The sequence below is a fragment of the Rhizobium sp. SVR5-9E genome (assembly GCF_056755095.1).
The window spans coordinates 1-11,468 of record NZ_JBNDHS010000141.1 but is presented as its reverse complement, the minus strand read 5'-3'; the positions used below and the strand labels follow the sequence as shown (position 1 = coordinate 11,468).

Annotated in this window: 10 protein-coding genes and 1 pseudogene; 5 read left to right on the top strand and 6 right to left on the bottom strand. The window is 60.6% G+C overall.

The window, feature by feature from the left end; translation table 11 throughout:
* The 3 genes and pseudogenes from ACPYOJ_RS32300 to ACPYOJ_RS32290 all read left to right on the top strand — a co-directional run.
* A pseudogene (locus ACPYOJ_RS32300) lies at positions 1 to 196 on the top strand (amino acid ABC transporter permease); the annotation flags it as partial.
* Between the two features lie 240 nt (positions 197 to 436).
* On the top strand, positions 437 to 1,846 hold the full coding sequence (leuC, locus tag ACPYOJ_RS32295; RefSeq protein ID WP_481419891.1) for a 3-isopropylmalate dehydratase large subunit: 1,410 nt from the start codon (positions 437 to 439) through the stop codon (positions 1,844 to 1,846).
* Positions 1,847 to 1,959: 113 nt separating this feature from the next.
* Positions 1,960 to 2,502, top strand: coding sequence for a SixA phosphatase family protein (locus ACPYOJ_RS32290; protein WP_481419890.1), 543 nt, complete (start codon positions 1,960 to 1,962; stop codon positions 2,500 to 2,502).
* A gap of 59 nt (positions 2,503 to 2,561) precedes the next feature.
* Here ACPYOJ_RS32290 and ACPYOJ_RS32285 read toward each other — a convergent pair whose 3' ends face one another.
* Positions 2,562 to 3,392, bottom strand: coding sequence for an aldo/keto reductase (locus tag ACPYOJ_RS32285; protein ID WP_481419889.1), 831 nt, complete (start codon positions 3,390 to 3,392; stop codon positions 2,562 to 2,564).
* Between the two features lie 134 nt (positions 3,393 to 3,526).
* Positions 3,527 to 4,075, bottom strand: coding sequence for a L,D-transpeptidase family protein (locus ACPYOJ_RS32280; protein WP_481419888.1), 549 nt, complete (start codon positions 4,073 to 4,075; stop codon positions 3,527 to 3,529).
* Between the two features lie 142 nt (positions 4,076 to 4,217).
* Here ACPYOJ_RS32280 and ACPYOJ_RS32275 point away from each other — a divergent pair, with 142 nt between their 5' ends.
* Positions 4,218 to 4,901 carry a response regulator transcription factor gene (locus ACPYOJ_RS32275; protein WP_168831721.1) on the top strand — a complete coding sequence of 228 codons (684 nt, stop codon included), beginning with the start codon at positions 4,218 to 4,220 and terminating at the stop codon, positions 4,899 to 4,901.
* 12 nt (positions 4,902 to 4,913) lie between these two features.
* Positions 4,914 to 5,369 (top strand): cyclic nucleotide-binding domain-containing protein, encoded by a 456-nt coding sequence (locus ACPYOJ_RS32270; RefSeq protein ID WP_481419887.1) that lies wholly within the window; start codon positions 4,914 to 4,916, stop codon positions 5,367 to 5,369.
* 2 nt (positions 5,370 to 5,371) lie between these two features.
* Here the strand turns inward: ACPYOJ_RS32270 and ACPYOJ_RS32265 are convergent, their stop codons facing one another.
* From ACPYOJ_RS32265 to ACPYOJ_RS32250, 4 genes are all read right to left on the bottom strand, one after another.
* Positions 5,372 to 6,175 carry an exodeoxyribonuclease III gene (locus ACPYOJ_RS32265; protein WP_481419886.1) on the bottom strand — a complete coding sequence of 268 codons (804 nt, stop codon included), beginning with the start codon at positions 6,173 to 6,175 and terminating at the stop codon, positions 5,372 to 5,374.
* Positions 6,176 to 6,292: 117 nt separating this feature from the next.
* Positions 6,293 to 7,036, bottom strand: coding sequence for an outer membrane lipoprotein carrier protein LolA (locus ACPYOJ_RS32260; protein WP_481419885.1), 744 nt, complete (start codon positions 7,034 to 7,036; stop codon positions 6,293 to 6,295).
* A gap of 126 nt (positions 7,037 to 7,162) precedes the next feature.
* Positions 7,163 to 9,832 (bottom strand): FtsK/SpoIIIE family DNA translocase, encoded by a 2,670-nt coding sequence (locus ACPYOJ_RS32255; protein WP_481419884.1) that lies wholly within the window; start codon positions 9,830 to 9,832, stop codon positions 7,163 to 7,165.
* 233 nt (positions 9,833 to 10,065) lie between these two features.
* Positions 10,066 to 11,468, bottom strand: a 1,403-nt coding sequence (locus ACPYOJ_RS32250; RefSeq protein ID WP_481419883.1) for an ammonium transporter, incomplete at its 5' end; no start/stop codon positions are given.

Sequence of the window (11,468 nt, the reverse complement as noted above, 5' to 3'; positions counted from 1 at the left end):
GGTCAAGGACAGCTCCCTCGTCTCGGTTCTCGGCGTGTCCGACATCACGCAGATGGGCAAGGTCTATGCTTCCGGTTCCTTCCGGTTCTTCGAGACCTATTCGATCGTCACCTACATCTATCTGATCCTGACGATCGGATTGTCGCTGGCCTTGAGACAAGTGGAGATGAGGATGCGCGAGGTCCAGCGGCGATAGCACTGCACGATTCAAATTGCCGTTGCCGAGAAAAATCGCTATATCCAGCACCATGGAAAGCAAGTTCAAGTGCATTGGCGCGCATGTCTTCGTGCTGCAGGACCATTATCGCCTGCCGGCACGTTTCTTTGCGTCCGTATCCGGTGCGCTCAACAGCCGACTTCGTTGATCGAATGACGGCCGGCGGGCCTATCCGCCAAACTCCATTTTCTCCATACGCTTCAATACGGATACAACGCCATGAGCGCACCGCGTACCCTTTACGACAAGATCTGGGACGATCACCTGGTCGACCAACAGGCAGACGGCACCTGTCTTCTCTACATCGACCGTCATCTGGTCCACGAAGTTACCTCGCCGCAGGCTTTCGAAGGTCTGCGCATGTCGAACCGCCAGGTTCGCGCACCCGAAAAGACGCTTGCCGTCGTTGACCACAATGTTCCAACCTCGGCCGACCGGCATCTCGGCATCAAGAACGAAGAAAGCCGCATCCAGGTCGAGCAGCTTGCCAAGAACGCCGCCGAATTCGGTGTCGAGTATTACTCCGAGAACGACAAGCGCCAGGGGATCGTGCATATCATCGGGCCGGAACAGGGCTTCACTCTGCCGGGCATGACGATCGTCTGTGGCGACAGCCACACTTCGACCCACGGCGCCTTCGGCTCGCTCGCCCATGGCATCGGGACGTCCGAAGTCGAGCACGTTCTGGCGACGCAGACGCTGATCCAGAAGAAGGCCAAGAACATGCTGGTGCAGGTCGACGGCCAGCTGCCGCCCGGCGTTACCGCCAAGGACATCGTGCTTGCCATCATCGGCGAGATCGGCACCGCCGGCGGCACCGGCTACGTCATCGAATATGCCGGCGAAGCGATCCGCGCGCTGTCGATGGAAGGCCGCATGACGATCTGCAACATGTCGATCGAAGGCGGCGCCCGCGCCGGCCTGATTGCGCCGGACGAGATCACCTTCGAATACATCAAAGGCAAGCCGCGCGCGCCGAAGGGCGAGCATCTGGAGCAGGCGATCGCCTACTGGAAGATGCTGAAGACCGACGAAGGCGCACATTTCGACCGCATCGTGAAGCTCAACGCCGCCGAACTGCCGCCGATCGTGTCCTGGGGCTCCTCGCCGGAAGACGTGGTCTCGGTCCAGGGCGTCGTTCCCAACCCGGATGAAATCCAGGACGAAACCAAGCGTGCCTCCAAGTGGCGTGCGCTTGATTACATGGGCCTGAAGCCGGGCACGAAGATGACCGACATCGCCGTCGACCGCGTCTTCATCGGCTCCTGCACCAACGGCCGCATTGAAGACCTGCGCGCTGCCGCCAAGGTCGTCGAGGGCAAGACGGTGGCTTCCACCGTCAGCGCCATGATCGTGCCGGGCTCCGGCCTCGTGAAGGAGCAGGCGGAAGCCGAAGGCCTCGACAAGATCTTCAAAGCCGCCGGCTTCGACTGGCGCGAGCCGGGCTGCTCCATGTGCCTTGCCATGAACGACGACCGCCTGAAGCCGGGGGAGCGCTGCGCCTCCACCTCCAACCGCAACTTCGAAGGCCGCCAGGGCTTCAAGGGCCGTACGCATCTCGTCTCGCCGGCGATGGCGGCAGCCGCTGCGATTGCAGGTCACTTCATCGATATTCGCGAGTGGAACTAACGACAATTGCCTCCCTCCCACTCGGAGGGAGGCATATCATCTCCGCAAGACAAGGCGTGCATTCAGTGAGACAATAGCCTTCTCGAATGCTTCGTTGCCCTTGGGTGAGCAACATGAATGCGTCACACAAGCCTTTGCCAAAGCACCGGCGCCTTTTTCTTCTGCGGCACGGAAAGTCCGCCTGGCCGGGCGATGTTGCGGATCATGACCGCCCGCTTGCTGATCGCGGGCGCAAAGCCGCGCCGTTGATCGGTAGCTATATGGCGCGCGAGAAACTCCTTCCCGATCTGGTTCTCGTATCAACCGCGCGCCGCGCGCAGGAAACGTGGAAGCTGCTGGCCAAGGAGTTGCCGCGTCCGGCCGTTAAACGCGATGTGCCGGACTTATACGAAGCCCCGGCGGCGCGGATTGCTGGCATTCTCCGCGGGATTGAGCCAACGGTGCAGACGGTCATGCTTGTTGGACACAACCCCGGCTTTCAGGATTTCGCGAACGGCCTCATCGGCAGCGGCGACTTAGAGGATTGGGCACGCCTGAAGGAAAAGTTCGTGACCGCCGGGATGGCGATCATCGATTTCAAGGCGGATCGCTGGGAGGACATCACACCGGAAAGCGGACATCTCGAGCGCTTCGTCAGGCCACGGGCACTCGCCTGAGTAAGCGGCATCGGTGAGGCGCGGGAGAGCGGTTCCGACGCCGCCCTCCCATCGACAGCTCAGAACGTTGCCGTATAGGGATCCGGTCCCATCCGAGCGCTCCTGTCGTCGAGCTTGGCGATCGCGGCCATATCCTCTGCATCGAGTTTGAAATCGAAGACCTTGAAGTTTTCCTCGATGCGCGACGGCGTCACCGACTTGGGGATCACGACCAGGCCGCTATCAATGTGCCAGCGAATGATGACCTGCGCCGGCGTCTTGCCGTGCTTCCGGGCGATCTGGCCGATGACCGGGTTCGCGATGAACTTACCCTGGCCGAGCGGGCTCCAGGACTCGGTGATGATGTTCAGCTTCTTGTGCGCATCCTGCGCGGCTTTCTGCTGGAAATCCGGGTGCAGTTCGATCTGGTTGATCACCGGAACCACGCCGGTGTCGCCGATGATATGATCCAGATGGTCGGGATAGAAATTGGAAACACCGATCGAACGGGCGCGGCCTTCCTCCCTGATCTTGACGAAAGCCTTCCAGGTTTCGCGATACAGGCCGCGGTGCGGCGATGGCCAGTGGATCAGGTAGAGATCGACGTAATCCGTGCCGAGCTTCTTCAAGCTGCCTTCGAAGGCACGCATCGTGCTGTCGTAGCCCTGATCGGTGTTGCGAAGCTTCGTCGTGATGAAAACATCCTTGCGGTCGAGTCCTGATGCGCGCACGCCTTCGCCGACGCCCTCTTCGTTGTCATAGCCCGAAGCCGTATCGATATGGCGGTAACCGACTTCGAGGGCCTTGCGGACCGTCGGCGCTGCAATCTCTTGCGGCGTTTGCCATACGCCGAGGCCGACCTGGGGAATGGAATGTCCGTCGTGGAAGGTGACGATCGGTTGATTGGCCACAATATATCTCCGTAAGTTTAAAACATGGGACGGGCATGATCTCAGTCTAAAAGCGGACTCCCGGAACGCGTTTCAGCCCAAACGCCGGTCAAACGGATATAGGACGCGGCGGGCAGATTATCACCCCTGACGGCTCAGAGAACACGCACGATTGTTCCCCTGCGCATATGCGGCAAAAGCCGGCGCATGTCGCGCGGGCTGACGGCCACGCAACCGGCGGTGGGCTGGTAGCCCGGCTTTATCAGGTGAAAAAAGATGGCCGATCCGCGATTGCGCGCACGAGAGGTGATATTCCAGTCCATGACGAGACAGATGTCGTAGAGCCCATCCTTGCGCTTCATCTCTTCGTGGCTCGGACGGAACGGCGCCCTGACGAGACGATTGTAGTTCGGATCGTTGGGCTGGTCGCACCAGAGCATGTCCTCGCGGATGCGGCGGATCGGAAGCGCGGTTTCCAGACGGCGCGGATGCTCGCCGCGGCGGAAGCCGCAAAGCAGCTTCATCGATGCGACCGGCGTTGCGCCATCGCCCTCCCGCTTTAAGAGTGTCCTGCCTGAGCGGCCAATGGCCGCTGAGACGACGACAGGACCACATTGAACCAGCGCGCGACTCTTCTTGCCGGGTGCCGGGCGGACGATAATGGTGGATGGCACCGTTCTTCGGGTTCGCCTTTTTTTCTCCATCTTTCTCACATGTTGTTGTTTTGCTTGTGAGTTCAATTGAAATCACATCGGCCGAGCACCGGCAACAGCGCGTCTCTGGTCTTTGCCAATGATCGAATATGGCGTAGGACTTGATTGGACGGAATCTGAGGAACAGAACCGCATGACCGCACGCACCATTCTACTGGTGGATGATGATAACGACCTCCGCGAAACATTGACGGAGCAGCTTTCGCTCTATGACGAGTTCACGGTGCTGCAGGAGCCGACTGCCGGCAAGGGCTTACAAGTCGCCCGCAATACGCCTGTCGACCTGCTGATCATGGATGTCGGGCTGCCGGATATGGACGGACGAGAAGCAGTGAAACTGCTACGCAAGGGCGGCTTCAAGGCTCCGATCATCATGCTGACCGGGCACGACACGGATTCGGATACTATTCTTGGCCTGGAGGCGGGTGCCAACGACTACGTCACCAAGCCGTTCCGTTTCGCCGTGCTTCTGGCGCGCATCCGCGTTCAGCTTCGGCAACACGAACAGAGCGAGGATGCAACCTTCACCGTCGGACCTTATCTCTTCAAACCGAGCCAGAAGCTTCTGACCACTCAGAACGGCCAGAAGATCCGCCTCACGGAGAAGGAAGCGGCGATCATCCGTTATCTTTATCGTGCCGAGCAGAGAGTGGTCACACGTGACGTTCTTCTCGAAGAGGTATGGGGATACAATTCCGGCGTGACGACCCATACGCTTGAAACGCACGTCTACCGCCTGCGCCAGAAGATCGAGCGCGATCCATCGAATGCCGAAATCCTGGTGACGGAAAATGGCGGATACAAGATCATACCGTAAGGCAAAAGCCGCATGGCTCTGACAGACGATATTGACCTGCTGGCACAGCAGCCGCTCTTCGGAGGCATGTCTTCTGACCAACTGCGGTTGATCGCCTTCGGCTCCGACCGGCGTTTGATCTCCACCGGGCAGATGCTGTTCCGCGAGGGGTCGCCTGCGGAGAGCGCCTACGTCGTGGTCGGCGGCGCGCTGGAGCTCAGCACAACAGGCGCGGATGGTCAGCCGAAGGTCCAGCATATCGCGGGCCCCGGCACATTGTTGTCCGAGCTCGCGCTGGTAACCCTCGTGGAGCGCAAATTCACAGCGGTCGCGCGGGAAGATTCCAGCGTGATCCGCATCACCCGGGCGCTGTTCCACAGACTGATTGAAGAATATCCGGACGCAGCCCGCGTGATAGAAAACCGCATCCGCGACAACATCGCGCGATTGGCGGCGCGAGCGACCGCGCAGCTTCACCGCTTTTCGTAATCTCAGAGATTGAAGAACGCCGTCACCGGCACATGGTCGGATGGACGATCCCAGCCGCGCGCTTCCTTCAGGACTTCGATGCGTTGAAGCAGCGGCCCGAGATCGGAGGATGACCACACATGATCGAGACGGCGGCCGCGATCGGCGGCCTGCCAATCCTTGGCGCGATAGCTCCACCAAGTGTAGAGCTTTTCGCTCGGCGGCACGTGCTGGCGCATCAGATCGAGCCAGGCCCCGCGTTTCATGACCTCCAGCAGACCTTCAGTTTCCACGGGCGTATGGCTGACGATCTTCAGCAGTTGCTTGTGTGACCAGACGTCATGCTCAAGCGGCGCGATGTTCAGGTCGCCGACGAGGATCGCCGAAGTATTCGCTTCGCCGTTGGCCTTCAGCAGCTTCATTTCCCCGACGAAGTCCAGCTTGTGGGCGAACTTCGGATTGACGGCCGGATCCGGCTCGTCGCCGCCGGCCGGAACATAGAAGTTATGCAGCCGGACGCGGCGTGCTCCACGCTCGAAGAGCGCCGAGATGTGACGTGCGTGACCAACATTGCCGTAGTCCAGACGATGGTCTTCCAGAAGCGGAATGCGCGAGGCAATGGCAACGCCGTGGTATCCCTTCTGGCCATGTATGATGATGTGGTCATAGCCCATGGCGCGCAGGGGAGCTGCCGGGAAGAGCTCGTTCGGAACCTTGGTCTCCTGAAGACACAGGATGTCCGGTCGATGCTTGAGAACGAACTGCTCGACGATCGGCATGCGCAGCCGCACGGAATTGATGTTCCAGGTAGTGATCGAGAAGCTCATGCCATTGCCTTTCCAACAGGACTAGAAAGCCCTTAGAGGAAAGGGGGTGCCGATGGAACGTCCGTAAGCAAAACGCCCGGCTTTCACCGGGCATTTTTCACAGAGTGTCGTTCAGCATCAATCGCGGGAAGCCGCAGTGCCCTGGATGCTTTCGTAGGGCACCCTGAAGACTTTGTCGTCGAACTGGACGCCGGTCCTCACGTTGAAGACCATCACGGAGGTGTTCTTGCCTTGATTGTCGGTAATCGTCCACTGACGCAAATCGTAGGTCTTTGGGTCGAACATCATGGTAATCGTCGAACTGCCGAAGATGGTTCTGTTGCCGAGCGCAATCGTCGTCAGATCCGATTCTTCCTTCACGCTCTTCACCGAGCCGTCCGACAGGTCGATCCTGCGTGCAAGCAGCAGGCTGAGCGGCGTCTTGGAAAGCGGATAAAGGCTCCAGGTCTTCAGCTTCAAATTGCCGACCGCAACATTCCTGCCGTCGGAAATGACGCGGATCGGCGACGGATTGTCATAGTTGAACCTCAGCTTGCCTGGACGCTGGATGTAGAATTTTCCGCCCGTCTGTTCGCCACGCGGGCCGAATTGCACGAATTCGCCCTGCATGGTGGCGACTCCGGAAAAATGATCCGCGATCGCCTGCGCCGCTGCGGAACCGCCGGCGGTGGAACCGCGAGCGGCAGTCTGTGTCGCCGCTGAACCGTCTGGCGCAGCCGGTGCCACGGCAGAACCGTCCGGCGCAGCCTGTGCGAAGGCATTGGCGGGAGCCGCAATCGAAACGGCAGCCAGCCCCATCGCACCGAGAAGGTGCCGGCGTGTCAGCGAGAAGCCGTTGAAATAGAGTTCGGAGTTGGTCATCTAGGTCTCCTTTGATGCCCTGCATGCTGCCGAAACGCGGCGTCTTCATGGCGCAGAAGCATCGCTGCAGAAAGTAACGTTTTCGGGGCTATCAGGTTTCCGTGAAGCCATTGCCCCGTTCCGGCACTAGCGATCGAGTATATCACCTTCCGTCGGAACGAGAATTTCTCGTTTGCCGGCGTGATTTGCAGGACCGATGATGCCTTCCTGCTCCATTCGCTCGATCAATGAAGCGGCACGATTGTAACCAATGCCGAGGCGGCGCTGGATGTAGGAGGTCGAAGCCTTGCCGTCCCTGAGCACGATTGCCACCGCCTGATCATAGGGATCCTCGGAGTCCGACAGGTTGGCCGTACCCGCCGGACCGCCGCCGTAGTCGCCGTCCTCGTCGTCGTCAGCGGTGATCGCGTCGAGATATTGCGGCGCTCCCTGGGTCTTGAGATAGGAAACGATCTCTTCGACTTCCATATCGGCAACGAAGGGGCCGTGGACGCGCTGAATGCGCCCGCCGCCCGCCATATAGAGCATATCGCCCATGCCGAGCAGCTGTTCGGCGCCCTGCTCCCCAAGGATGGTGCGGCTGTCGATCTTCGACGTGACCTGGAAGGAGATGCGCGTCGGGAAGTTCGCCTTGATGGTGCCGGTGATGACGTCCACGGACGGGCGTTGCGTTGCCATGATGACGTGAATGCCGGCCGCACGCGCCATTTGCGCGAGACGCTGGACCGCACCTTCGATATCCTTGCCCGCGACCATCATCAGGTCCGCCATTTCGTCGATGATGACGACGATGTAGGGCATCGGCTGCAGGTCGAATTCCTCGGTCTCGTACATGGCTTCGCCGGTGTGGCGGTCAAAGCCTGTCTGCACGGTTCGGGAGATCGCCTCGCCCTTGGCCAGCGCCTGCTCGACACGGGCATTGAAGCCGTCGATATTGCGCACGCCGATCTTGGACATCTTCTTGTAGCGCTCTTCCATCTCGCGAACCGTCCACTTGAGCGCAACGACGGCTTTCTTCGGATCGGTGACAACAGGCGAGAGCAGATGCGGGATGCCGTCATAGACGGAGAGTTCCAGCATCTTCGGATCGATCATGATGAGGCGGCACTGCTCGGGCGTCATGCGGTAGAGCAGCGAAAGGATCATGGTGTTGATGGCGACGGATTTACCGGAGCCGGTGGTGCCGGCCACCAGCAGGTGCGGCATCTTCGCGAGATCGGCAATGACGGCCTCGCCGCCGATCGTCTTGCCGAGCGCCATCGCAAGCTTCGCCTTGGACCCTTCGAAATCACGCGAGGCGATCAGTTCGCGCAGGAAGACGGTCTCGCGCGTCGAGTTCGGCAACTCGATACCGATCGCGTTGCGGCCGGGAACGACGGCGACGCGGGCGGCGATCGCGCTCATGGAGCGGGCAATGTCGTCGGCAAGGCCGATGACACGAGAGGACTTGATACCGGGAGCCGGCTCAAGTTCGTAGAGCGTCACGACCGGGCCGGGACGGACATGGATGATCTCGCCCTTGACGCCGAAGTCTTCAAGAACGCCTTCGAGCATGCGCGCATTCTGCTCCAGCGCATCGGCGGAAAGCGACGAGTCACGAACGACATTCTTTGGCTCGGCAAGCAGATGCACGGAGGGAATCTGAAAGCCCTCCGGCCGAATGAAGGAACCCTGCGATTCGCGTTCGATGCGGGTTCCCGGTTTCGGCCGCGATATCTGCGGCACAACGTGCGGCTCGGGCTTTCCGCCTGAAGCCCTTGGTGCACGGATCATCCAGTCGTCGCCATCCTCATCCGGCAGGATACCGGCCGGGCGCGGAGGCATGTCACTGTCAAACGGCACATCGTCATCGTCGTCGTCATCACTGAGCGAGATCGACGGCGCGGAAACAACGCGGCGCTGCGAGGCACCTTGCTCCATGGACGGATCGACCCGAAGACCACGGCCTGCCGGTGCCTTGGCCCGGATAGGCTCGTTGAGCGTTCCGAATTCATCATCGTTGAAGTCGTAGGGCGATTCAAAATCACTTTGGCGACGCTTGCGCGGCCCCATGCCGAAGATGCGGCGCATGCGCGCCTGGCTCATGTACCAGGCATGCGTCAGCGCCCCAAACGCCAGCCAGCCGCCCTCTTCTTCGTCATCACCGTCATCGGCATCGCCAACCGAGCGTGCCTTGGAACGTGTATCGACGAGATCGTCAGCGTCATCCTCGTCGGCTTCCGTGCGGCCGATAATGCCGGCGGCGAAGAGCATCATCCAGGCGGTCGGCAGCGCAAACACGCAGCCCACGGCCGTTGCAAATGTGCCGCTGGGATAGGCGCCGACGAAGAGCGCCGGGAACCGAAGGATCATATCGCCGACAACACCGCCGATGCCGTTCGGAAGCGGCCAGGTGAGCGGCGGCGGAAAGCATCCGACGACGGCAGAGGAAAGGATCGAACCCAGCGCCCAGGCACCTGCCCGCGCTGGAATGCGGCTGATGTGACGGCCGGAAATCAGCGCCAGAGCCCAAGCAACAACGGGTAGCAGCGCGACCACGCTCGAAAGCCCTAAGAACTGCATCGCGATGTCGGCAAAGGCGGCACCGCCATAACCCAGAATATTGGTAGGCGGATTGCTGGTCGCGTAGGAATAGCTCGGATCTGTGACGTTCCAGGTCGCAAGCGCTGCGACCACGAGAGCCAAGAGCAGAAAGATCGCAAAACCCGCGAGGGCTTGCGCCTGCCTGAACAGGAACCCGGAAAGAGAGAACCGGTCCGGCCGGTTATCGATCGCCGGCGACGTGCTTCTTGCCATGTACCCAACCCGTCCAATGCTGAGCGCGCGAATCGCCGATGCGTCGCCGCGCAATGTGCGTCCGCTCCACCTAACCAGAGGAGGGTTAAAGCGATGTTAACCATGCCCAAGCGATGCAGGGCGAAAATAAAAGGGCCCGAACCTTCAAGGTCCGGGCCAAATGCGGCTTACATATCAATAAGCCGCGACGGGCTGTTCAGCGGCGCCCTCGCCGGGCGCCGCAATTACGCCAATCAAGAAGAGTGGTAAGCGGCTTCGCCATGGGTCGACAGGTCGAGACCTTGGCGCTCCGCTTCGACGGTCACGCGCAGGCCAACGATCACATCAACGATCTTGTAGAGGATCGCGGAGCCTACGCCGGACCAGACGATGGTCGTCAGGACGCCCTTGAACTGAGCCCAGACCTGAGTTGCCGTACCGGCATAGGAAGCGGCGAAGTCCGGCGTCGAGTAGTCGACGATACCTGCACCGCCGAGAGCCGGGTTGACGAGAATGCCGGTGCCGATTGCGCCGAGGATACCACCGACGCAATGGACGCCGAAAACGTCAAGGCTGTCGTCGTAGTTGAACTTGTTCTTCACGACGTCGACGAAGAAGTAGCAGACCGGCGAGACGATCAGGCCGAGAACGATCGACCCCATCGGACCTGCGAAGCCAGCCGCCGGCGTAACGGCAACGAGACCGGCGACGGCACCCGAGGCAGCACCGAGCATCGAAGCCTTGCCGCGGGCAAAGGTTTCAACGATGCACCAGGAAACAGCGGCAGCAGCCGTTGCGACGAAGGTGTTGATCATTGCGAGCGATGCGTAGGAATTTGCTTCGAGGTTCGAACCGGCGTTGAAGCCGAACCAGCCGACCCACAGAAGAGATGCGCCGACCATGGTGAGCGTCATCGAGTGCGGAGCCATGATCTCCTTCTTATAGCCTGTGCGCTTGCCGAGCATGATCGCGCCGACGAGACCGGCGATACCGGCGTTGATGTGAACGACCGTGCCACCGGCAAAGTCGATCGCGCCATACGAGAAGATGAGACCCGACGGACCGTCATATGCGCTCGGACCGCCCCAGAACCAAACCATGTGCGCCATCGGGAAGTAGACGAACGTGACCCAGAGGACGACGAAGAGCATGACAGCCGAGAACTTGATACGCTCGGCGAATGCGCCGACGATCAGGGCAGGCGTGATGCAGGCGAAGGTCATCTGGAAGCAGACGAAGGTCAGCTCCGGAATGGCAACGCCCTTCGTGAAGGTTTCGGAAAGCGACGTGGTGTCGACACCGGCGAGGAAGGCCTTGGAGAAGCCGCCGACGAAGCTGTTCAGGGAGCCGCCGTCGGTGAAGGCCAGCGAGTAGCCGTAGGTGACCCAGATGATCATGACGACGGCCGTGATCATGAAGACCTGCATGAGAACCGAAAGCATGTTCTTGGCGCGAACGAGGCCGCCGTAGAACAGCGCGAGGCCCGGAATCGTCATCATCAGGACGAGAACCGTGGAGATCAGCATCCAGGTGTTGTCGCCCTTGTCCATGGTCATGGCAGGGGCAGTTGCAGCGGCGGCCGGAGCGGCCGTCGTTGCTGCGTCCTGTGCGAAGGCGGCGACAGGCGCAAGAAGCGCAGCCGACGCAGTGCCGAACC

Bases quoted from the DNA above. Each gene is read 5' to 3' on its own strand.
- leuC (WP_481419891.1), top strand. From the start codon at position 437: ATGAGCGCACCGCGTACCCTTTACGACAAGATCTGGGACGATCACCTG.
- ACPYOJ_RS32290 (WP_481419890.1), top strand. From the start codon at position 1,960: ATGAATGCGTCACACAAGCCTTTGCCAAAGCACCGGCGCCTTTTTCTT.
- ACPYOJ_RS32280 (WP_481419888.1), bottom strand. From the start codon at position 4,075: ATGGAGAAAAAAAGGCGAACCCGAAGAACGGTGCCATCCACCATTATC.
- ACPYOJ_RS32275 (WP_168831721.1), top strand. From the start codon at position 4,218: ATGACCGCACGCACCATTCTACTGGTGGATGATGATAACGACCTCCGC.
- ACPYOJ_RS32270 (WP_481419887.1), top strand. From the start codon at position 4,914: ATGGCTCTGACAGACGATATTGACCTGCTGGCACAGCAGCCGCTCTTC.
- ACPYOJ_RS32265 (WP_481419886.1), bottom strand. From the start codon at position 6,175: ATGAGCTTCTCGATCACTACCTGGAACATCAATTCCGTGCGGCTGCGC.
- ACPYOJ_RS32260 (WP_481419885.1), bottom strand. From the start codon at position 7,036: ATGACCAACTCCGAACTCTATTTCAACGGCTTCTCGCTGACACGCCGG.
- ACPYOJ_RS32255 (WP_481419884.1), bottom strand. From the start codon at position 9,832: ATGGCAAGAAGCACGTCGCCGGCGATCGATAACCGGCCGGACCGGTTC.